15 protein-coding genes are annotated in these 23384 nt (G+C 56.4%); 9 read left to right on the top strand and 6 right to left on the bottom strand.

All coding sequences use genetic code 11. The annotated features are described in order from the left end of the window. Nucleotides 1-83: 83 nt before the first annotated feature. The gene (gene cobA, locus Pla100_RS21765) at nucleotides 84-1667 is read right to left on the bottom strand and encodes a uroporphyrinogen-III C-methyltransferase (protein WP_231603333.1); all 1584 of its coding nucleotides are present in this window, start codon (nucleotides 1665-1667) and stop codon (nucleotides 84-86) included. A gap of 189 nt (nucleotides 1668-1856) precedes the next feature. Between cobA and rpsT the strand changes: the two genes are divergently transcribed. The 4 genes from rpsT to Pla100_RS21745 all read left to right on the top strand — a co-directional run bounded on the left by rpsT (nucleotide 1857) and on the right by Pla100_RS21745 (nucleotide 6446). Then, nucleotides 1857-2129: a 30S ribosomal protein S20 gene (rpsT, locus tag Pla100_RS21760; RefSeq protein ID WP_146580141.1), complete on the top strand. Its 273-nt coding sequence runs from the start codon at nucleotides 1857-1859 to the stop codon at nucleotides 2127-2129. Nucleotides 2130-2421: 292 nt separating this feature from the next. Further along, nucleotides 2422-3204: a 2-C-methyl-D-erythritol 4-phosphate cytidylyltransferase gene (gene ispD, locus Pla100_RS21755; protein WP_146580138.1), complete on the top strand. Its 783-nt coding sequence runs from the start codon at nucleotides 2422-2424 to the stop codon at nucleotides 3202-3204. Beyond that, nucleotides 3197-4513 carry a tyrosine--tRNA ligase gene (tyrS, locus tag Pla100_RS21750; RefSeq protein ID WP_146580136.1) on the top strand — a complete coding sequence of 439 codons (1317 nt, stop codon included), beginning with the start codon at nucleotides 3197-3199 and terminating at the stop codon, nucleotides 4511-4513. Before ispD ends, tyrS begins: the two co-directional genes overlap by 8 nt. A gap of 91 nt (nucleotides 4514-4604) precedes the next feature. After that, nucleotides 4605-6446 (top strand): UbiD family decarboxylase, encoded by a 1842-nt coding sequence (locus Pla100_RS21745; protein WP_146580134.1) that lies wholly within the window; start codon nucleotides 4605-4607, stop codon nucleotides 6444-6446. A 335-nt stretch (nucleotides 6447-6781) separates the two neighbouring features. On the opposite strand, the gene Pla100_RS21740 is transcribed toward Pla100_RS21745, so the two are convergent. The 4 genes from Pla100_RS21740 to Pla100_RS21725 form a co-directional block, all read right to left on the bottom strand. Continuing rightward, nucleotides 6782-8743 (bottom strand): alpha/beta hydrolase family protein, encoded by a 1962-nt coding sequence (locus Pla100_RS21740; RefSeq protein WP_146580133.1) that lies wholly within the window; start codon nucleotides 8741-8743, stop codon nucleotides 6782-6784. 127 nt (nucleotides 8744-8870) lie between these two features. After that, entirely contained in the window at nucleotides 8871-10175 is a 1305-nt protein-coding gene (locus Pla100_RS21735; protein WP_146580130.1) for a DUF1552 domain-containing protein, read from the bottom strand. A gap of 151 nt (nucleotides 10176-10326) precedes the next feature. After that, the gene (locus Pla100_RS21730; RefSeq protein ID WP_146580128.1) at nucleotides 10327-10953 is read right to left on the bottom strand and encodes a transposase; all 627 of its coding nucleotides are present in this window, start codon (nucleotides 10951-10953) and stop codon (nucleotides 10327-10329) included. Nucleotides 10954-11517: 564 nt separating this feature from the next. Next, a complete protein-coding gene (locus Pla100_RS21725) occupies nucleotides 11518-14001 on the bottom strand; it encodes a DUF1588 domain-containing protein (protein WP_146580126.1) in 2484 nt (827 codons plus the stop codon). 326 nt (nucleotides 14002-14327) lie between these two features. Here Pla100_RS21725 and Pla100_RS21720 point away from each other — a divergent pair, with 326 nt between their 5' ends. Together Pla100_RS21720 and Pla100_RS31025 are read left to right on the top strand one after the other, a co-directional pair. Continuing rightward, on the top strand, nucleotides 14328-15548 hold the full coding sequence (locus tag Pla100_RS21720) for a DUF1559 domain-containing protein (RefSeq protein ID WP_146580124.1): 1221 nt from the start codon (nucleotides 14328-14330) through the stop codon (nucleotides 15546-15548). A 7-nt stretch (nucleotides 15549-15555) separates the two neighbouring features. Further along, a complete protein-coding gene (locus tag Pla100_RS31025) occupies nucleotides 15556-15732 on the top strand; it encodes a hypothetical protein (protein WP_231603331.1) in 177 nt (58 codons plus the stop codon). A 24-nt stretch (nucleotides 15733-15756) separates the two neighbouring features. Here the strand turns inward: Pla100_RS31025 and Pla100_RS21715 are convergent, their stop codons facing one another. Then, nucleotides 15757-17361: an arylsulfatase gene (locus Pla100_RS21715; RefSeq protein ID WP_146580121.1), complete on the bottom strand. Its 1605-nt coding sequence runs from the start codon at nucleotides 17359-17361 to the stop codon at nucleotides 15757-15759. Nucleotides 17362-17458: 97 nt separating this feature from the next. Between Pla100_RS21715 and Pla100_RS21710 the strand changes: the two genes are divergently transcribed. Genes Pla100_RS21710 through Pla100_RS21700 form a run of 3 tightly spaced genes read left to right on the top strand, consistent with a single transcriptional unit; the run spans nucleotide 17459 to nucleotide 23368 of the window. Then, nucleotides 17459-18088 carry a sigma-70 family RNA polymerase sigma factor gene (locus Pla100_RS21710; RefSeq protein WP_146580120.1) on the top strand — a complete coding sequence of 210 codons (630 nt, stop codon included), beginning with the start codon at nucleotides 17459-17461 and terminating at the stop codon, nucleotides 18086-18088. Between the two features lie 4 nt (nucleotides 18089-18092). Then, a complete protein-coding gene (locus Pla100_RS21705) occupies nucleotides 18093-21854 on the top strand; it encodes a PSD1 and planctomycete cytochrome C domain-containing protein (RefSeq protein WP_231603330.1) in 3762 nt (1253 codons plus the stop codon). Between the two features lie 8 nt (nucleotides 21855-21862). Beyond that, on the top strand, nucleotides 21863-23368 hold the full coding sequence (locus Pla100_RS21700; RefSeq protein ID WP_231603329.1) for a DUF1501 domain-containing protein: 1506 nt from the start codon (nucleotides 21863-21865) through the stop codon (nucleotides 23366-23368). The last annotated feature ends 16 nt before the right edge of the window (nucleotides 23369-23384 follow it).

Raw genomic sequence — 23384 nt, 5'->3', positions numbered from 1 at the left:
AGTCGACGCTTGATGGGATGGCGACTGAAAGTCGCCACTACGGTAGAAATCCGCCGCGCGCCTTACCGCTTTGCGAAGTGGATTTAGGGTTTCATCACGCTGGCAATCGCATCGACGATACCCCGCATCGTATGCGGGTCGGCGATGGCGTCGACTTGATATTCCAAATTCTTCAATACGTCCGCAGTGATCGGGCTGATTGCGGCGAAGCGACATGGTTTGATCGTGTCGCCGAACAATCGATGCAGGTTCTCGGCACTCGCGCTGCTGGTGACGATCACCCAATCGATCGCACCGTCGCGCGCGAGCATTTCGACTTGTGGGGACACCGACTCCACGTCGACGCTCCGATAGCCGATGACCTCGCGAACATCCGCCCCGGCGGTTCGCAGCCCATGCGGCAACGTGTCGCTGCCGCGGTTGGCACGGACGATCAAGAATCGTTGACTTGAAAGAGGCTTATTGTTTTGGGGTGCTAGATCAGTGAAGTGCGTCAACAAAGACTCTGCGGTGAACTGCTCCGGAATGTAGTCGGGACGCAGACGATACTCCGCCAATCGTTTGGCGGTGGCCTTGCCGACGACCGCGATCCGGCAACCAGCCAGTGCACGGGAGTCCATGCCACGATATTCGAGGCGATTGAAAAAAGAAGACACTCCGTTGGCGCTGGCGAAGACCAACCAATCAAACGATGCGAGTTCGTCTTGTGCGGCATCGATTTCGGTCCAATCCTCCGGCGGCAAGATCTCAATCACGCTCTGTCGAATTATCTCGGCACCTAAGTCTTCGAGTGGGGCTGCCAGTTCATCCGCTTGGCCGGCCGGGCGGGTGACGAGAATACACTGACCGTGCAGCGGTCGCTTGCTGAACCAGTCCATCGTTTCGGAAAGCCGGGTGACGTCGCCGACGATGGTGATGACCGGAGGTCGAAATCGGCTTGCCGGTGTCAAATGCCCGACCACTTCGTCGAGACGACATCGGATCTGTTGTTGATCGGGCAAACTGCATCGCCGTAAAATAGCGCACGGCGTGCCGGCCGGTTTGCCCGCTTCGATCAACGCCGTCGTCCAGGCCTCCGCCGTCGTGACGCCCATGTAAATGACCAACGTGCCCGGAAATGCGGCCAGGGCCGACCAATCCAGCGCCGACTCGGGCTTGCCGGGTTCTTCGTGACCGGTCACCAGGGCCACGGCCGACGCGATCCCGCGATGGGTGATCGGGATGCCGGCATACGAACCGGCCGCCAAAGCCGCCGTGATCCCAGGCACGATTTCGAACGCAACTTTCGCGTCGACCAACGCGTCGACCTCTTCGCTGGTGCGGGCGAAAACGGCCGGGTCACCGCCTTTGAGCCGCACGACACATTTCCCTTGCTCCGCGTGTCGAAGGATTTCTTGGATGATTTCCTGCTGTTTCCAAATCCGGGTTTGCCCATGCTTGCCAACGCAAATGTGCTCCGCTTGGGGGGCGTGGACGAGCATGTCCGTGTTGGAAAGCCCGTCGTAGAGCACCACATCGCAGCGCGAGAGCCATTTCTGTCCCCGCAGCGTCAGCAATTCGGGATGCCCCGGTCCGGCCCCCACCAAGGCTACAAAACCGCCTCCGGAGGGAGCCGCTGCGGGTTCACGCAGCGAGGATTGAGATGTCGGGGGCGATGGATCGGACACGGCGGGACGATTCAAAACGGGTAAAGGAGAGCGACCAGAAAACCGATTATGGAAGTTTCCAGGAGATATGGACAGTCGCCCCCCGGGTCGTCATACTAATCCGCCCTGAAGAAACCTTTTGGACCGACCGGATAGTTTGGTCGACCGTTTCCCTGTTTTTGTCGGTGCCCATCACCGCCCCCAATCAACATGCCAAATACTCCCAGTTCGAACAAACGTCTTCGTCAAAACGGTGTCCGCCGCCTTCGTAACCGGGCGACTCGCAGCACGATGCGTTCGAGCGTCAAGCGAGTCCGCGAAGCCGTCGAAGCGAACGATCTAGACACCGCCAAGGACGCCTACAAAATGGCTTGCCGCAAATTGGACCAAGCGGCCGCCAAGAACGTGATCCACAAAAACGTGGCCTCCCGCACGAAGAGCCGCCTCAACGCCGCGATCAAGAAAATCGCCCAAGCGGCCTGATTTTAACGGCCCGCCATACAAGCCAGAAGCGCAACGGTCTGTTGATCTAATCGTTTAACGGTAAGCCGCAGGCGACAGAGTTTGAAAACGCAGGCGCCTGCGGCTTGCCGTTAAACGAAAACGCCTAAACGTGCACTCAATCAACACACCGGCAAGCGAGTGTTCCAGAAACACACCCCCGAAGCGCAAGCGAGTCAGTACGTTCCATTCACCCACCCTCGGTTCCTCTCGCTTGCGCGTCGGGCTTGTATGAGCTTAGCCGACTAAGGATGAAACGGTCGCTGATTTCTTGATGTCTGCTTTACCGATCCAGTCGGGTGCAACTTTGATCGCACCACAATCCATCGCGGCAGTTCTGCCCGCCGCCGGTAGTGGCTCCCGATTCGGCAGTGAATCGAACAAACTCTTTGCCCTGCTAGCCGGTCGCCCCCTCTGGACGCACGCGACCGAGAAGCTGATCGGGCGTTCCGAAATCGGGAAAGTCATTTTAGCTGTTTCGCAGTCCGACCGGGCTCGATTCGAGGACCAGCGGAATCTTGTCTCTCAACCAGAGCGGATCGAGATTATCCCGGGCGGGGACCAGCGTAGCGATACGGTCGCCGCAGCGATTCAGTGGATCGCCGCCCGCAGCGCCGACTCGGGTTGCCAATATGTTGCCGTGCATGATGCCGCCCGGCCATTGATCCGAGATGACGATCTGACCCGCTTGTTTGAAAAAGTGGGCGAAACAGGAGCCGCGTTGTTGGCCCATCGAGTCACCGGTACGCTGAAACGCCAACGCGACGCGGGCAATGATTGTGAAACGGTCGATCGCGAAGGCATGTGGGTCGCGCAGACGCCCCAAGTTTTTCGGCTCGATTGGATCAAGCAAGCCTACGACCGGCATCGGGGCCGCGCCGTGACCGACGACGCCCAAATGATCGAACGTTCCGGCCACCGAGTCGCTCTAGTCGAAGGGGCCGCCGACAATTTAAAAATCACTTACGCGGAAGACTTGCTCGTCGCCGAGGCTCTGATCCAAGCATCCGCCCTCCGATTCGAACGCACTGAAACCAACGCAGACAGCCATGAATGAAACCGCTACGACTCAAACTCTGCTCGATGAACTTCGTTGGCGAGGACTGCTGAGCCAAATCACCGACGAAGAGGGCTTGGCCGAATGTTTGAATTCGGGGATGCAAACGGTCTACATCGGGTTCGACCCGACGGCGTCGAGCCTGCACGTGGGCAGCATGATGCAGTTGATGATGTTGCGTCGTTTCCAGCGGGCCGGGCACCGGCCGATCGCCTTGGTCGGCGGGGCGACGGGCATGATCGGTGACCCGAGCGGCAAGAGCGAAGAACGCAACTTGTTGTCCGCCGAACAATTGCAAGTCAACGTCGACGGCGTCGCGGCGCAGATGCGACGCTTCCTCGGCTTCGAGGGTGAAGACGGTTTCAAAGGCGAAAACGGTGCGTTGCTGCTCAATAATTTCGATTGGATGAAAGGTTACTCTTACCTCGAGTTCCTCCGCGATGTCGGCAAGAACTTCCCCGTCGGAACGATGATGGGCAAGGAGTCCGTTCGCAGTCGTCTGAGCAGTGAAGCGGGACTGAGCTACACCGAGTTCAGTTACATGCTCCTGCAAGCGTATGACTTCGTGTACTTGGCCAAAGAACACGGCTGCCGGATCCAAGCCGGCGGCAGCGACCAGTGGGGAAACATCACCGCTGGCATCGATTTGGGCCGCCGAATGATCGGCCAACAACTCTTCGGCATGACGGCACCATTGCTCACCACGAGCGACGGTCGCAAGATGGGCAAAACCGAAAGTGGCGCGGTATGGCTGGATGCCGAGCGAACGAGTCCGTACGCGTTCTACCAATACTGGATCAACGTTGCCGATGACGACGTGATGAGGTGCATCGCTTACTTGACTGAGATCGATAAGACCGAGTACGACGAACTCGCCGAGCAAACCGCATCCAACCCTGGAGGCCGTGCCGCGCAGAAACGGTTGGCCCAGTGGATGACCGAATTGGTTCACAGCACCGAGGGGATTGATTCGGCCCAGCGGGCGACGCAGATCCTGTTCGGTGGCGAACTCGGCGACACCCCTGATTCGCAACTACGCGAAATCTTTGCGGACGTTCCCAGTTATGAAGTCACCGCCGAACAGCTCGGCGGTGAGGGTTTGTGGATCATTGAAGCATTGCAACTCGTGGCGCTGTGCAGCAGCGGTGGGGAAGCCCGCCGCAGCGTGAAAGAGGGCGGCGTGTACCTCAATAACGTGCGAGTCGACGATGAACAGCGACGCATCGTACCGAGCGACTTTGGCGACCGCAGCATCGTGGTGCTTCGCCGGGGAAAACGAAAATACGCTTTGTTGTCGAAGTCTTCCTAAGCCGGTCATTTTGCAATTGGTTGCCGATGGCGGAGGATATCCGGTCAATCTACAGTACCGATTCACCTCCCCGTCCCCGTGAGCCAACCCGTTGAAACACCGTAGCACCCGCGACGTCGTCAATGATCTGCGTGACGGCGGCCGATTGATCGAGGTCACCGACGAAGTCGATCCGCATTTGGAAATGGCGGAGATTCAGCGCCGGGTTTATGCCAACGGCGGACCGGGATTGTTTTTCTCGAACGTTCGCGGCTGTCGCTTCCCGATGGCTTCGAACCTGTTCGCGTCGCTCGACCAAGCGACGTATCTGTTTCGTGATACGATCGAATCGGTGCGGCGATTGATCGAAGTGAAGCTGGACCCCTCGGCGCTTCCCAAACGTCCGTTTCGGTACGCCGGTGTGCCGTTGACGGCGCTCACCATGCTACCGCGATTCGTCCGTTCGGGACCGGTTACGGCCTCCTCGTGCGGTCTGGCCGAATTGCCGCAGTTGAAATGTTGGCCCGACGACGGTGGCGCTTTCGTGACGTTGCCGCAGGTGCTCAGCAGCGACCCGTTGGCGCCCGGCAATTTGATGCGTGTGAATTTGGGAATGTACCGCGTCCAGTTATCAGGCAACGAATATGACCCTGACTCGCAAGTCGGCTTGCATTACCAAATCCACCGCGGCATCGGCGTTCATCACCGGGCCGCGATCGACCGTAGCGAGCCATTACGCGTCGCGATCACCGTTGGGGGTTCGCCGGCGATGAGTCTCGCCGCCGTGATGCCGCTGCCCGAAGGGCTGACCGAACTGACGTTTGCCGGTGCGCTCGCGGGCCGACGCACGCGGATGGTTCGTTCGGCGGGCGACTCGCATGCGCCCGTTTACGCCGACGCGGATTTCGCCATCGTAGGTCGAATCGATCCGACCGCGATGATGCCCGAAGGCCCGTTCGGTGATCACTTGGGCTACTACTCGCTCAAACATGAATTCCCGTTCATGCAAGTCGATCGGGTTTGGCATCGCAAGGATGCGATCTGGCCGTTCACCGTCGTGGGTCGACCGCCGCAAGAGGACACCACGTTCGGTCAATTGATTCATGAATTGACCGATCCGATCATCCCGACGGTGATCCCAGGGGTCAAAGCAGTTCACGCGGTCGACGCGGCCGGGGTTCATCCGTTGTTGTTGGCGATCGGCAGCGAGCGGTACATGCCGCATCTGAAGCCCGCCGAACCTCAAGAGTTGTTAACGCAAGCCAACGCGATCTTGGGCAACGGACAATTGTCACTAGCGAAGTATTTGTGGATCACGGACGATCCGAGCGGCCAACTCAAGATTCACGACATCGGCGCATTCATCCAACATGTGTTGCGGCGAGTCGATTGGCGACGCGACTTGCATTTTCATACTCGAACGACGATCGACACGCTCGATTATTCCGGAACCGGTTTCAACCAAGGTTCCAAAGTCGTGATCGCGGCGACGGGGCCGGCGCGGTTGGAATTGGCGACCGAGATCCCTGCCGATCTTTCATTGCCCGATGGTTTTGGCAATCCTCGATTGGTGATGCCCGGTGTGCTCGCCGTTGCGGGACCGAAACATGTCGGCGACTCGAGTCGCGATGACATGGCACGACTGTCCAACGACTTGAATCATTCCGATCTGCCACCCGGATTGTCGATCATGACGGTCTGCGATGATTCGGTCTTCGCGGCGGCAAACTTGAAAAACTGGTTGTGGTTGACGTTCACACGGAGCAACCCGGCGATCGACCTGAGCGGAGTCGATGAAGTGATGATCGACAAGCATTGGGGATGTCGCGGTCCGCTGTTGATTGATGCGAGAGTCAAACCGCATCACGCCCCGCCGCTGATCGAAGATGCCGCGACTCTCAAGAAAGTCGACGCCCGGGCAACCCGCCATGACGCATTGGCCAAGTATCTGTAAAGGCCGATTCACTTAGGACAGCAAAGTAGGCTGGGTGGAGGAGGCTTTGCGACGAACACCCGGCGGGTTGGTTTGAACTTAAACCTAAACTTCAACTTCAACCTAAACTTCCCATCGCGAGCTTCGCTCGCGTAATAGTTTAAGTTTAAGTTTAAGTTTAAGTTTAAGTTTAAGTTTAAGTTTAAGTTTAAGTTTAGGTTTAGGTTTAGGTTTTAAAACAGCGGGCGCCGAAACCGTCGGATCGCGATACCTGCTTCGCATCGGATAAGCCAGGTCGATTCGCACTTAGAAATTCAAAATGACTTGGCACTCCGAAATCTTCCGACTGCGTTTGTCTACTCCAAAGACTTCGTGATGGCGTCATCAAAATTCCTGTCAAATGCATGCGGATCGACCTCGCCATCAGTGGCTCCTTGTCCCGTGTATTGTCCACCTTCCCAACGTAAATTTCGGATCTCTCGAGGTCCCTGCCACGGTTGGCCTGCGGAATCGACTTTCAATCCGTCACGAACGACGATGCCGCTCGGGCTGATGGTGAATTCCGTGACGGTTCGCCAGTTTTCGAGTGGTTCAATCACGCTCGAGTCTGTTGCCGTTAACTCGTCACACTTGACCGTCACTCGCTGCCATTTCGGGGAACCATTGAGTTCCTTCACAACGGTATAGTCGACTGGTCGTTGGCCGGGATTGAAAGCGCCCCAAGCATTGCAATTGAACGTAAGAACGAGTTGATTGTCGGTTTCGCAGATGACATCAAAGCTCAACGTGGCTCCATCGGGGCCTCGCCATTTGACATCTTTAAGCTTGCGTGTGGTCGCTCTCCACAACGGCCGATGGTCCCAATTCAGTCGATACCAGTCGTGCCAACCTCGTGAGCCGTCATCGATCAAGCGATCGGGACGGTCTGTGGCCTGGATACCAGGCGACTTCAGTTCGCTTGGACTCGCCCATAACATTCGCGAGCTGATCACATAGGTGTCGGCTGTCGATACGCCAGCCATCTGGGGTCCGGTTCGGTACGGAACGGGTACCTCATAAATGACATTGGCGAAAGCGAAGATCGGTTGATCGTGCGACATTACTGGGCAGTCGGCTTTCCATTCCTTTCCAACTTGGACTGCCTTCGCATCACGCCAGAAGCGCGTGAGTGCATGAGGGTCAATCGAATAGAAGACATCTACCCGCTGAACCGATCGCGATGTGTCTGGCGTGACACTGAACTGGGGGACGCCGTGAGTGGTTTTAAGATCAAGCTTGACTTTCGGCGATTCCGGCATCTTGAAGTCGGCATTTTTCAAATGCTGTTCAAACCACAAATATTCCGTTAACGCGTTTTCGCTGGCGTGACGGTGATTGAGGTGCGGCGAAATGCTGAATCGCACGATGTCGTCGGGCACGTTTCGCCAATTCCAGGCCATGTTATCGATATGGCCATGAAAATCGTTCGTGGGGGACAACCAAAGAATCGGGCAGGTGATCAGCGGGATATACGCGTTGTCCGATACGCAAGCTAATCTCATCGGGTCGAGTTTGTCTTTCTTTCCTCCGGGCACCTCGGTTTGCTCCAACGCAAGATCCCCTGAACCGCCACACGACGGCACTGCGGCCTTGATACGCTTGTCGATCCCGGCAAGGTTCGTCGTCAATTTCCCACCCATCGAATGACCATGGACCCCGATGCGCGATGCGTCCACTTCAGGTTGCTGTTCCAGAAACGAGATTGCACGACGGGCCGCAATAAGCACGACGTACCAATTGCTGTTACGAGGAGACTCCACGCTGTCCAGTGTGAATTCGTTCGGAGTGAGCGGTCCGGCAAAATGATTCACGCGATCGCGTTGGGGTGGATGAGTCGCATCGAGGTTTCCCCAATCGGTCTGCGGGCCAGCCCAGTTCTCCGAACCGAGATTCATTGCATTGCCGCCCCAATTGATCGACACGCTCGCATAGCCGCGTTTGGCATAGGTAACGACGCTATTGAGTGAAGCGGATTGCCCACCACCATGAATCTGAACAAGGGCTGGCAGATTCGTTCCACCTTTTGGAAAGGCATAAAAAGCAGCGACTCGTGATTGCGAGCCTTTGAACACACCAACCTGGTAGCGAACGATGCGACAGACGATGGTCTCCTGCTCCCATTCTTTAAGAACTTCGACCTCCAGCGGAGTGCTTTTATCCAGTTCTTCATAGTCCGCCCAAAGTTCCTGGACATTCTTCGGAATCGCCTGCTGAGCCTCTTTCGCATGCACGATGGCATTTGGAAAGAGAATCAGCAGAAGGGCGAATGCTAGTTTCATGACGTATTTTCTTCTGCTTTGAGTAGTGGAGGTTCTTTGCTCGTTTAACGGCTAGCCGAAGGCGAATTCTGCGCTGCTCGGACGCCTGCGGCTTACCGTTAAACGAAGCGTCTTGGCGAGTTGCGCATTAGCCGCATAGTTCCGAGATCACTCCCGTGCTGTGACTGAACTGTTCAACCGGCACACCAGCTTGCTGTATGAGCGTGAGCCAGTAGTTGGCGAGTGGCGTGTCCTCTTTTGGCAGGACAATGTTTCTTCCATGTCTTATATCTTTCGCACCACCGCCGGTAAGGATCGCCGGCACATTCTTTAGTTCATGACCGGAGCGAATGTTGGTCCCATAGCTCACAATGCAATTGTCATACAAGCGGCTGCCGTCGATATCTTTGGCTTCCTTGAGGCGGTCGATGAAATGAGCCAGCAGGCCCATGCATTTTTGATCTCGCTGCCGCGAAGCATCAATGCGTGGTTGAGAAAAACCATAATGACTGAGGGAATGAGCCTGCAGCTTGATACCGATACTGGACAGCAAGGAACACACCGGCAGTCGATAGCTCACGACGCGAACGGCATCGGTTTGCAACGCGATGATCATCATGTCGTACATCAACTTGATCGCCTCTTCACCCGTCAGCCCCTCGTCGGGTGCTTCAAAGGGGGCATTGGGTTTCGGAATGTCAGCCCACTTGGCCTGACGCTCCAGCCCCGTCTCGACTTGCCGCACGCCCGTAAAATATTCATCGAGTTTGTCTTGGTCGTCTTTGCCCAGCGTTCGTTTCATGCTGCCCGCATTGATCTTGACGATGTCCAAGATGCTCTGCTTTTCCTTCAAGCGGGCGTGAACCTTATCCGGTGCGTCGTCACGGCTGGCGAATAGCGTGAAGTACAAATCAATCGGCCGATTGATTCCCGGAATCGGATTGCCGGAGTCGTCCCAAGCGAGCGACAGGCCCTTGCCGTGCCCCGAATTCTGTCCGCCATCGGCCTCGTTCGCCGACAGCGTCAACGATGCGAATCGCGTGTCGCTGCCCAGGTGCCGCGCGATGAGTTGATCACAGGAGATCGAATTGTGAAACCGTTTTCCCGGCGTGCCTTCAACGTTCGCACCCGTCAGGTACGAAACACTGCCACCATGTGGATCGGTCGCACCGATGTTGGTCATATTGGCGACCATCGTGATGTCGTCCTGATGTCGCTGGAGCGGGGCAAGTCCTTCGGTAAGGCCAATCTCCGAAAAGCGTCCGGCCTGCTTCGGATAGAAGGTGTCCGCAGTGAAGCCGAAGCCGCCACCGAGAAAGATCACACGTTTGGGCGGAGTTTTGTTGGAAGCAGCCGCACTGGCAAACGTTTCCAAAAAAGGTATCGCGATGACTGAGCTGCCGGCGCGTAGAAACGAGCGGCGTGTGGTCGAGTTTGTGATGAAGTGGGTCATGGTCGGTACCTGATGTAAATTGTTTAACGGCTAGCCGCAGGCGTCGGTGCATCTAGGTATGTCGACGCCTGCGGCTTGCCGTTAAACGATTTGATTGGTTGTGGGTGTGTTTGGTCGGAGTCGCCTGCGGCTTGCCGTTAAACGAGTTGGGTTAGTGGTAGGTGGTCCAGCCAGCGGTGTTGAGTCCAGCGAACGGAGTGACGAACGACCATTGCTGAGCGTGTATATCCTCTTTGATCGGATTCTGCACCACATACTCAATCGCCTGTTCGATGGCTTGTTCGCTGTCGAGATACTGCTTCCATTCGTGAGCGGCCCACATCCGAGGTAAACGATCGCCTTCAGGCGTGATCTCTTGAAAGGGATGAAGTTGGTCTTCAGCGATTTGACGTGTTGCTGCGCCCTTGAGCAAGTTAACCATTTGCTCAACTTTGTACGTGTGCCTGGCGATCACCAGATGCGTATGCTCGGGGAGGATAGAACACGCCCAGACGGTATAGTTGCTCTTGCTAATCTGCGTGGCAAAACCCTTGGCAATGGAAACCGCCTGCTGCCCCGTGACGGAGACGGGGTCGTATTGCAAGGCTCGCTTGGCTGCGTCCCGTGTCTCGAGCTCCTCTGACGAGAGTTCGCTCAGTGATCTTCGCTCAAGCGTTTTGGTGCTGGTGCCGAATTTCGCAATTTCCCAGCGGCGAACAAAGTCTGACCACGAACCCCGCGGGTCGTTCGGCAGCCAAAACCCATACATCGGCATGATGACATGATAACCGTGGATCATTCGGCTAGACCTATCCTGTTCATTGGGTTTCGTTTTTCGTTTAACGGCAAGCCGCAGGCGTCGGTGCATTACTCATCATCCTAAACGCAATTGGCATATACAAGCTCTGACGGTCTTGGTTCATATCGAGTGTTTTTTGGGAGGTTGCTGTTGGGACACCGTCGCCTTCGGCTTGCCGTTAAACGATTGGGTTGGCTTGTTTAACGGCTAGCCGCAGGCGTCGGTGTCTCTCAAAATAATTTCCTACTACTCAGTCGCCTTCGGCTTGCCGTTAAACGATCGGGTTGGCTTGTTTAACGGCTAGCCGTAGGCGTCGGTGCAGCTCAAAACAATTTCCTACTACTCAGTCGCCTTCGGCTTGCCGTTAAACGATTGGGTTGGCTTGTTTAACGGCTAGCCGCAGGCGTCGGTGCCTCTCAAAATAATTTCATACTACTCGGTCGCCTTCGGCTTGCCGTTAAACGATGGGCTTGGCTTTGTTTAACGGCTAGCCGTAGGCGTCGGTGCCTCTCAAAATAATTTCCTACTACTCAGTCGCCTACGGCTTGCCGTTAAACGATGGGGTCATGGTTTTCTAAACAGAGGACTCAGGGCGATTTCTCGGATCATGGATCGGACGCGGTAGTCGTCGGGTTTCAGCTTGGCGAGCATCGTGTCGACGTCGTCGGCATCGGAAAATTCGACCGTGCGGCCGAGGGCATAGGCGAGCATCGATTCGAGTACTTCTCGCGCCAAAGCGTCTTCGTGAGCGAGCAATACCTTTTTCAATTCCTGCACGCTATCGAAAGCCAAACCATCCGGCAGCGTTCCACCGGGTTCGATGGGGACTGGCTTTCTGCCCACTTTTTCGATATCCCGCCATTGCCCCGTGGTGTCAAAGTTCTCCAGACCAAATCCGATCACGTCCATCTTCTTGTGACACGAGGCACATACCGCCCGTTGTTGGTGCAGTTCAACCATCTCGCGGTTCGTCTTCGGCTCGGCGGAGGCTTCGCTCAGCTCGGGAACGTTGGGCGGTGGCGGAGCGGGTTTCTCGTGCAGCAACTTTTCCATGATCAGCGCACCGCGGATCACCGGCGACGATCGCTCACCATTGGATCCCGTCACGAGAAACGCGGTCTGCGTCATCAGACCACCACGCGGCGAATCATCAGGCAAACGAATCTTGAGAAACTCGTCGGTCCTCGTGTCCGGAAAATCCAAGCCGTAATGAGCGGCGAGAGCTGCATTGATGGTGACGAAGTCCGAGTCGATGAGATTGGCTGCCGGCAAGTTTTCATCGATCAACGTTCCGAAGAATTCGAGAACCTCTCGTTTGGCGTCCTGCTGTACACCCTCGTTGAATCGAAAATGTTCCTGTCGATCAATGGTGATGGCATCGTATCGGTCGAACTCAGCCCATTGACTGACGAAGCCATCACGAAACGCTTGAGCTTTCGGGTCGTCAAGCATGCGATCCACTTGCTGGGCGTAGACGGCCGTGTCAGACAGGTCGGCGGCGTACAGTTCTTCGTCGGGAGGACAGCTCCACAGGAAATACGACAAGCGAATCGCCAATTCGCGGTTGGTGAGTGCGTTGCGATCCGACTTTTCTTGCAAGAACAGAAACGCCGGAGAAGCGAGCACAATTCCGATCACCTCGGTCATTGCATCGCGATGGCTCATGCCCTCCGCTCGGTGCTGTTGAAAAATGGCGTGCAATCCCGCGACGTAGTCCGGTTCCGGCTGGTTCCTACGAAACGCCTCGAACGCAAACTTCTCGATCAACTCCGGAATCTTTGCATCGTCCCAAATGTAGGGGCTGCCTCGTCCCGTGGGTCTGTTGGGGAAAACGATCTCTTCAATCTTGGGGCGCTGCTCCGGATAGAAGGGCCCTTCGATCTCAACCCAGTCGACCCAGACAGTGGCTCTTGGGTCGATGTGATCCCCGCGACCCTGAACCTTGTCGATGTAGCCGCGCAAGGTGTTTATGGTGTTTTCCGGCACATTTTCCCTGACGTTGACAGGGAGCCAAGACTGATTCAGCGGCTGACGAAATCGCATCTCCACACTTTCGGGATTCTCCGGCGTACCAGTAAGTCTCGCCGTGCCGCGAGTGCTGTGGTTGTCCCAGACGCGAATGATTTGGCGAAGGGGATCCGGCTGGCCGCGAACGCCGCCATGAATGCGAACAATGTACTCACCCCGGATATCGAGATGCCTCGCTGCCGCAACCCATTTGGCGATATCACAGATATAGACGCCTTCGTCGACCAGCGGATACTGCAAGTAACGCCGAGGCATCTCCGCGCGGGAATCCCATTGCGTAAAGATGATCTCCATATCGCCTTCGTCCTCGAACCCCATTTCCTGCCACGTCGCCCCGGCTTTCTTCATGGCCATTTTCTGGTCCAGGTCCGCGAGATTGTTTCGTACATATTCATTCACTTGTGTCTCGACTTCAGAGCGTTCGGTCGTCAGTTCTCGTCGAGGGCTGTAGTTGAATCGGAATGATTCGAAGGCGACTTTTTTGCCAAGCTCCAGATACTTTTCAAAATGGGCTGACGAAAAATACTGCTCTGCCCCCACGGTATCGAAACTGCCAGCCTCGCCGTCATCGGGGATGTCATCCAGGGCAACATGAAATCCGAACAGGTCGCGGATGGTTGCCGAATACTCACGTCGGTTCAACCGACGCATTTTGATTTCGCCGCCATGATCCGTCAGCCGTCGTCGAGCATCCACAAGAGATCCGGTGAGAGCGTCCAGCACACCGGCCAGTTCGTCGTTACTGGGTTGCGGTGAATCTTCGGGAGGCATGTCGCCACTGTTCAACTGGTCGAGCACATCCTGCCACCGCTGAGCTTCGCTGTTGCCGGTAATTTCCCAGGCAATCTGGTCAAAACGGACTTGACCATTTTGTTCGTCCGGTCCGTGGCACGTAGCGCAGTACTTCTGCAGAAACGGTTGCAGCTTCGCTTGAGGCACACGCGTTGACTGTGGCGGCTCATCAGCGACTGCACCGCCGCACGCGAGGATGAACGTCAGGATGATCAAAAGCTGTTTCATGATGTTTGTTATCAAATCGTTTAACGGCAAGCCGCAGGCGTCGGCTCTCAGAATTGGCAGCCATTCACCGCGATGGACCTCAATCCGCCAGCGTTCACGGATGACCGACCGACACAGTCTACACAAAAACCGGAAAGTCTCACCGCCATCCCTTGTCCTGCAAACACGGGACCGATGCCAGCCGCAGCGGCAAGTAAACTGATGGAGGTTTTCGTCGAGTCGAGCTGCCACAGCCCCAAACCTTTGAGCGAGTCTCAACCACGCTCGATCGGCTCCGCGATCGCCTCATGACGCCTTATCCGTAATCGTTCTAGGAGTCCCAACCCATGAAAAAACATTCCGCGGCGCGAAACGCATTTACGTTGGTTGAACTCTTGGTGGTGATCGCCATCATCGGTGTGCTCGTCGGCTTGCTTTTGCCTGCCGTTCAGGCGGCTCGGGAAGCCGCTCGCCGCATGTCCTGCGGTAACAATTTCAAACAAATTGGATTGGCAATTCACAATTATCACGCGGCCTACGATCAGCTTCCTACCCATGGCTCGGGAACTCATACCGAAGTATCACCCCTGTTCAATTGGTCTACCGCCAGCGGTTCATCGAACAATATCCACCTCAGCGTTCTCGTTGGTTTGACTCCGTTCATCGAGCAGCAGGCGTTGTGGGAACTCATTTCAAACTCATACGATACGAACGGGGACGGCGTTATTGCATACGCTGCACCGTCGGCAAACTCGACCGGCGACTACTATCCGATGGGGCCTGGACCATCGGTCATCTACCGACATTATGAACCCTGGTCGACGGATGTCAGTTCGTTCCGCTGCCCCAGTGATCCTGGGATAGGTCTGCCAGCGATGGGGCGCACCAACTATGCGGTCAATCTTGGCGATTCGATCGATAGGATGAACATCGGCGACAGAGGTCATGCCAATTTCCCCCTTGTTCAAAATTCCAATCGAGCACGTGCATCCAATCGAGGCTTTTTTGCGAGGTTTCAGAAGACCAGCTTTTCAAATGTATTGGATGGCTTATCCAATACGATCGCCATGGGTGAAATCGCAACCGACATAGGCGATAACGATAATCGAACGATCATCAAAGGCACGGCGAATGAAGACGCGATCAGAGACAATCCGCGGACCTGTTACGAAACTGCGGGCCTCATTGACTCGACCAGACCTCGCTTTTGGACATCAGGCGGTATCGACAATGCAAACAACGGCCGTGGATACATTTGGGCAAGTTCGACATCGATCTTTACCAGCATGTTCACCATTTTGCCTCCTAACAATGCAGTGTGTCATCAATGGACGCTTTCCACAGGAGTCTTGCCGCCATCAAGTCGCCATGAAGGTGGAGTCCATGTCCTCATGGGTGACGGCGCCGTGAAGTTCGTCACCGAGTCGATCGACTCAGGCAATACGAACGCGGGCAACGTATGGCTCAACGGCTTCGCAGGTCAGGCACCTGGCTCCCAGAGTCCTTATGGTCTGTGGGGCGCACTGGGCACGCGTGCCAACTCGGAAACAATCAAGGAGTCTTTCTAAGATGAGAATGAAACTACTTTTGGTGCCATTGCTCGCTTGCAGTTGTCTACTGAGCATCGGCTGTGGTGGCCAGGAAAGCACGTTAGTAGTCCCGGGTGCGCCCACGCTCGAAGAAGACCAAAAAATGCTCGAGCAGCAGGAAAAGCAAGCGGCACAATACATGGAATCGCTTAAAAACGAATAGAACGTTTTTTTAGGATGACTTCGCCTACTTGGAGCCGAGCGTTGGTGGCATTGCCGACGGGTGGTATCGCTGGCCCGAACCCCGGTCGCCTTGCGGTGAATAGTGAGGGCTATCCTGGGTCGTTGTTGGTTGGTAGGTGTCCTCTTGCGAAGTCATTCGCCACCATTTCAACCATCCCTTGGCAAGTTCATCGACCTTTTCAGGATGCAAATCGCTCAGATCGTTCGTTTCCAGCGGATCGATTGTGGATTGGAATAGTTCCCAACCGGATTCGTCAACTTCCGCCAACGTCCAATCGCCATCGCGGACGGCGCGATTGTCCATGTACTGAAAATACAGTGGGCGATCGCGTTGCCAATCCCCGGTTGTAAGTAAGTCAACAAACGATTGACCTGATAAATTTGCGTTCTCTTCGGCTCGTGCGACTGAATCAGTGAGAGCAAGCCGGGTCAACGTCGGCAATACGTCGACGACATGCACGGCTTGCGAGCGGATTTGGCCGGGTTGAATTTTGGCCGGCCAACGCGCGATCGCGCCGCTGGTCACGCCGCCCGCGTGTTGGCTGATCTTGTACATCCGCCATGGCGTCACGCTGGCGTAGGCCCATCCGGTACCGGGTTGCCAATTCGAGCCTCGATCGCCCGGCAATTTGCCTTGCGCTAACATCGGTTGATCGACCACCGAAAATGAATCCGTTCCGTTGTCGCTGATGAATAGTACCAGTGTGTTCTCGGCGATCGACTTCGAATCGAGTGTCCGCAACAATCGCCCGATCCCCTGGTCCATGCGATCGACCATCGCCGCATAGACGGCCATCCGCAAGTCTTCGAGATCTTGCTGTGCCTCGGTCAACGAATCCCATTGCGGTAAGTTGTCCGGATAGGCGGGTAGCTGAGCGTTCGAGGCGACGAGACCGATTTGTTTTTGTTGCTCGAACCGAGCCTCGCGAATCGCATGCCACCCGACGCGATACTTGCCACGATATTTTTCGATCTCCTCACGCGGCGCTTGCAAGGGGTTGTGAGGTGCTTGGTAGCTGACCATCACCATGAAGGGTTGATTCGCGTCGGCCTGTTCGATGAAGTGAATCGCCCGATCGGTCAAGGCGTCGCTGCTGTAAAAGTCGGTGGCAAAATCGTGAAACGGGTTTCGATCGAGTTGGTATTGGTTGTTTCCGGCGAAGTGATCGGCGAACCCGTTGAGGAATCCGAAAAAGTGATCAAAGCCATGATCCATCGGATGACCGGGCAGGTGCCATTTTCCGATCAAAGCGGTTTGGTATCCGGTCGTTTTGAGGCGTTCGGGCAAGGTGTCGGTGGAATTGAAATCTCGAAGCGCTACCGGCCACCACTGCCCTGTCATCAAGGACGCCCGAGTGGTCACGCACATCCCACCGTTAAAAAAACGCGTCAAGCGAACGCCGTCATTGGCCAATCGGTCCAAATTCGGAGTCGCGATCTCGCCGCCGTAGCACCCCAGATCGCTGTAACCCAGATCATCTGCCACGACCAGGACTATGTTGGGCTGGGCCGCCCCTGCAGGCGGGGTCGGTAGCCAAGCCAACAGCCACACCGAGAAAATCGCAATGATGAGGGTGTTTTTGGGAAGCGAAAAGAGGAACAAACGCATGTTGTCTTGGGGAGTGTTTCGGATCTTTTTGCGGGAAGGCTGTTTTTACCCAGTAAAATAGTCGCCAGGTGTGACATTCCTTTTCATAGAGAACACTTTGCAAGGAAAACTCGTCATTTCGTCCCCGTCTGTTTCCTCCGATCACGACGATCAGCCGGAGTTTGAAGACGCAATCGAGCGTGCTCAACTTCCGATGTTCGGTTATCTGGTTCGCTTGACCGGATCGGTGACCGATGCGCAAGACCTATTGCAAATGACCAACGTGACCGCGTGGACGCGGAAAGAGACGTTCGAGCCGGGGTCCGACTTGATCGCTTGGATGCGCACGATCGCGATCAACCACGTTCGCAACGAATCCCGCCGCCGAGCACGCCGATCGACCGTACCATTGCTCGATGACGAACTATCCCAACTCGCCGAAGCCCGCCACGCGATGCGGCAGCGTAACGCGCCGCAACAAAGCGATCTGGAATCTCGACGATTACGGATCGGTCAATGTCTTGAAAAACTAACGTCCGCTCAGCGAATATTGATCGATCAGTTTTATCAACAAGGCTTGACGCTCAATCAGATCGCCGAAGCCAACGACACGACCATCAACGCGATCGGACAACGATTGCACCGAGCTCGTTCGGCACTCGTCAAGTGCGTCCGACGCTCCCTCGCAATCGACGCAGATCCAATCACCTTCACTCCTTCCCTTGTCGACTCGAATGAATCGGCTTAACGCTATGAATGACCATCCACTGACCCGTCTCGACGAGCTGATGCAGGCTCGCTTGAGTGACGCGTTGACCGAGGCGGAATTTTCGGAGCTTCGCGCGATCCTCCGCAGCGATCCCGACGCGATGGATCGCTATTTGGATTTCTGCGAAATCGATATCGCACTGGCTACGCCCTTGCCAACGTTTCTCGCACCCGAGATGAGTAGGATGGTACCGAGTCACGACCTTAGCATCGCGGGAACAGTAAGTGGTGGCGACTTTCAGTCGCCAAACCCTGAAACGTCGACTGAAAGTCGACGCCACGTTAGGAATCCATCACTTATTGTTCACGCGATGCTTAGCGGCGGTCCGCGTCAGCGGAGTCGTGTTTTCGGAAGCTTCAAACACGCAGCGGACTTTTGGATCGCGGCCGCTTCGATCCTGTTGATCGTCGGCGGTTTGGGGCTGAGTTCTTGGATCGCCAAATCGCAATCCAACCGGATCGCCTGGCACCGATCCATTGCGATCAACGAAGCTCTTAGCGATGTCGCATTCGAACAAGATTCCGATACCCATCCCGAAGCCGAGATCGATGCCAATTCACGGACGGTCATCCCGCGTCGAAACGAGTGGAAGACGATTCAGTCGACCGGTTCGGTGAAGCATCCGCCGCTGATCGATACGGCCGTTCCCGTAACGGCCAAGACGGCCGTTCGCCCGATCCGATTCAACCGTGACATTCGACCGATCCTTTCGGAAACTTGCTTTCATTGCCACGGCCCCGACGAACACGGCCGTCGCGCCGACTTGCGTTTAGACACGCCCGAAGGGGCCGCCGAAGATCTCGGCGGTTACCAACCGATCGTTGCCGGCGACCTCGAGAAAAGCGAAGCTTGGCAGCGAATCATTTCAGATGATCCGGACACTTTGATGCCGCCGCCGGAATCGCATCTGGTTCTGATCGACGATCAAAAACACTTGATTCGAAGGTGGATCGAAGAAGGCGCGCTCTACGAAGGCCACTGGGCGTTCGCGCCACCAGCCCGACCGTTGGTTCCCGAAGTAACGATCCAAGACACCGCTGGAGAACCATGGGGGCAAACACCGATCGACGCGTTCGTCGCGGCACGAATGGCCGAAGCCGGTTTGACACCGTCGCCCGAAGCGAATCCGCGAACGTTGATTCGACGCTTAACGTTTGATTTGACCGGCTTGCCACCCACGATCGAGCAGGTTCGCCGGTTCGTCGCCGATTACCAAGCCCGAGGCGAAGAGGCTTGGCAAGACGCGATCGGTAGGTTGCTCGAGTCGCCCCACTTCGGCGAACGAATGGCCGTCCCGTGGCTCGATCAAGCACGCTACGCGGATACCAACGGATACTCGATCGATGGCGGTCGAGACATGTGGTTATGGCGTGATTGGGTGATCCACGCTTACAACGAGAATCTACCCTTCGATCAATTCTTGGTCCAACAGATCGCCGGCGACCTGCTGCCCGATGCGACCGAAGCCGAGCGGATCGCAACGGGATTCAACCGCAATCACATGGTCACCCACGAGGGAGGCACGATTCCGGAAGAAAACCTGACCAATTACGCCGCCGATCGTGTCAAAACGACCGGCGAAGTGTTTCTCGGATTAACCATGGGATGCGCCCAATGTCACGATCACAAATACGATCCGATTTCACAAAAAGAGTACTACCAGTTCTTCGCGTTCTTCAACGAACTCAGTGACAGGGGACTCGACGGCAACGCGGGCAATAACCCCGCACCGAAGATCATGGCTAAAACGGTTCTGCCCAAAGAGGAGCTGCCCGAGCTGCGAGCCGAATTGACGACATTGCAAAACACGCTGCAAAAAACCCGTGACGGCTTCGACGCATGGCTCGCCGACGCCCAAGCCCACGAAGCATCTCGGGGAAATCGGTTTCAAACACACCGCCTCAAATCACTCGATGTGTCCAGCCCCAATCGACCGGGTGACTATGTCGTGCGAGATGACGGTTCGGTGTTCTTTGAAAATCCCAGCGGCGGGCTCAACGCGATGAGTCACGTGCTCGAGCTGCCTGGAAATCTGGCGACCGGCCAAACGATCGACGGCATCCGCATTCGATTCTTTCCGCACGGCGAGGGCGATGCGAAACGACTCACCCCGCACGCGGCGAAAGTTCCGCAGGTGACCACGGTATTGGTTTCTGCAGGGGAATTGCCCGCGAAACAAGTCGATATCTATCGTCAAAAGTCATTCGCCCAAGCGACCGCGTCGTCGGCGGCCGAGAACCGTGCGGCCTATCACGTTTTGGACGAACGCAACGACGATTGGTGGATGCCGGTCCAACCGGATCAAGAACAACACTTGACGCTCACCTTCGATGAACCGGTGCGCGTCGATCAAACGCCTTACCTCAGCGTGATGGTGTTCTTCGGTGTCAATCAATCTTTGCCGCACCACTGGCGGATCGATGCGTTCAGCGGCATCGACACCGACAGTCGCTTTGCGCCGAGCGTTGCCGAAGCGATCGCCACGCCGCAAGAATCGTGGACGGACGAGCAACGTGACCTCGTTCTGCAAACGTACCGCCAAGACGCGCCGGCACTTGAGCGATTGCAGGTCCGCATCGCCAACGTGCAAGAACGCATCGACGTGTTGACCAAACCGTATCAGACCATGGTGATGGACACGGCGGCCAAACCACGGGAAACGTTCGTGCTCGCCCGTGGTCAATACGACGCGCCGGGTGAAAAGGTGACGCCTTCGACGTTGGAGGTGCTGCCCGACTTGTTATCGCCGGAATCAGATGGTGCAGAATCGCCCGCACGTGCAACTCGATTGGACTTGGCACGCTGGATGATCGATCCGAAACATCCGTTGACCTCGCGGGTCGCGGTCAATCGCATCTGGTCGTTGTTCTTTGGGACGGGGATCGTCGCCACCTCGGCGGACTTTGGTTCCCAAGGCGAATGGCCCAGCCATCCGGAATTGCTGGATTATTTGGCAACCGAGTTCGTTGCCGGGGGATGGGATCAAAAGGAATTGATCCGCCGAATCGTTTCCTCGTCCACTTATCGTCAAGACAGTTTCGCGTCCGCCGAGAATCGCCGCATCGATCCGAAAAACCGCTTGCTCGCTCGCGGTCCGAGTTTCCGATTGTCGGCCGAGTTCATTCGCGACCAAGCACTCGCGGTCAGTGGGTTGCTCGTGCCGCGAATCGGCGGACCGAGCGTTCACCCCTACCAACCTGCGGGACTTTGGAAAGAAGTCAGTCACTTCGGCAGCACGCCGGCGACGAAACAAGTCTTCGTTCAGGACCACGGCGAAAAACTTTATCGGCGTAGTCTCTACACGATCACCAAACGGACCAGCCCTCATCCGAGCATGAGCGCCTTTGACGCTCCCAATCGTGAAATGTGTACGGTCCAGCGGGGCATCACCAACACGCCGCTGCAAGCACTCGTGACGCTCAATGACACGCAGTTCGCCGAAGCCGCTCGGGTGCTCGCGGGCGATCTACTTAAGTACTCGTCGCCGGCGGACGAGAACGAGCGATTGAAAACAGCCTTTGAACGGGTTACCAGTCGCTTGCCCAACGAAGATGAACTGACGATTTTGAAACAATTGCTCGCCGACGAACGCAAGCGATATGAATCGTCACCGGAACAGGCTGTGGCGACGATCAGCGTCGGCGAATGGCCGGTCGAACGTGACTTGGATCCGGTTGAACACGCCGCGTGGACTCAAGTCGCGGCTCTGCTCTTAAACCTCAGTGAAACGGTGACCCACCTATGAATCGTGACATGCGAAAGAATCAACCGATGACGATGGAAAACGTCCTCAACGAAAAGCACAGCCAACTGATGACCCGACGGACGTTGTTCGGCGGATCGGCGGCAGGGATCGGTGCGATCGCGTTGGGCAATCTGCTCGCCGATGACGTGAACGCCGCACCCGCTAATGTCATTCTGAGCCAGTCGTCCTCCGGCGGACTTCCTGGTTTACCACACTTTGCACCGAAAGCGAAACGAGTCATCTACTTGTTTCAGTCCGGTGGACCGAGCCACGTCGACCTGTTCGATCACAAAGACGAACTGGATCAACTGCACGGGACCGATTTGCCCGATTCGGTTCGCGGTGATCAGCGACTGACCGGAATGACGTCAGGCCAGAAAAGTTTTCCGATCGTCAAGCCGTTGTTCGGCGGCAAGCGATGCGGGCAACACGGGACTTGGATCGGCGATCTGTTGCCGCATACGCAAAGCGTGGCCGACGACCTGACGATCATCCGTTCGATGTGGACCGAGGCGATCAACCACGATCCCGCCGTGACGTACATCAACACGGGGTCTCAACAGATGGGGCACGCGTCGATGGGTGCGTGGCTGAGCTATGGTCTCGGCCGCGAGAACGACAACTTTCCGGCCTACATGGTGTTGCTCAGCCAAGGGACCGGAAAGAATCCCGGTCAGCCCCTGTTTTCGCGGTTGTGGGGCAGTGGTTATTTACCGTCCAATCACCAGGGCGTGATGTTGCGACCGGGGGCCAATCCGGTGTTGTATCTGCAAAACCCGCCGGGAGTCTCGCGTGACGGGCGTCGGAGATTGCTCGACGCGTTGGGCAGCCTGAATCAAATGCAAGCCGAGGCCGCCGGCGATCCGGAAACGTTGGCCCGGATCGAAGCCTACGAAATGGCATACCGGATGCAAACGTCGGTTCCGGATTTGACCGACCTGTCCGACGAACCGGAATCCACGTTCGAACTTTATGGCGAAGAATCGCGCCGACCGGGCACGTTCGCAGCGAATTGTTTATTGGCACGGCGGATGGCCGAGCGCGGCGTTCGATTCATCCAACTGTTCCATCGCGGATGGGATCAGCACATTTCGATCGAAGGTCAACTTCCCCGGCAATGCCTCGACACCGACCAAGCGTCTGCGGCACTGGTTCAAGATCTCAAACGTTTAGGCATGCTCGACGATACACTCGTGATTTGGGGCGGCGAATTCGGACGCACCGTCTATAGCCAAGGCGAACTCGGAGCCCCGACGTCGGGACGCGACCACCACGGTCGCTGCTTCACGACATGGATGGCCGGAGGCGGAATCAAGCACGGTTTTGATTACGGTCGAACCGACGAGTTTGCGTACAACATCGTCGAAAACCCAGTGCACATTCGCGACCTCAACGCCACGGTGCTGCACCAGATGGGCATCGACCACGAGCGTTTCACGTTCAAGTTCCGAGGCCTCAGCCAACGCCTGACCGGAGTCGAAGAAGCCAAAGTGATCGAGGAAATCTTGGCGTAAAAGTAGGCTGGGTGGA

The sequence above is a fragment of the Neorhodopirellula pilleata genome, from assembly GCF_007859915.1.
In the GTDB taxonomy this organism is placed as follows: Bacteria; Planctomycetota; Planctomycetia; order Pirellulales; family Pirellulaceae; genus Rhodopirellula; species Rhodopirellula pilleata.
The sequence above is the reverse complement of the archived record's forward strand: the minus strand, read 5'-3'. Positions and strand labels throughout refer to the sequence as shown.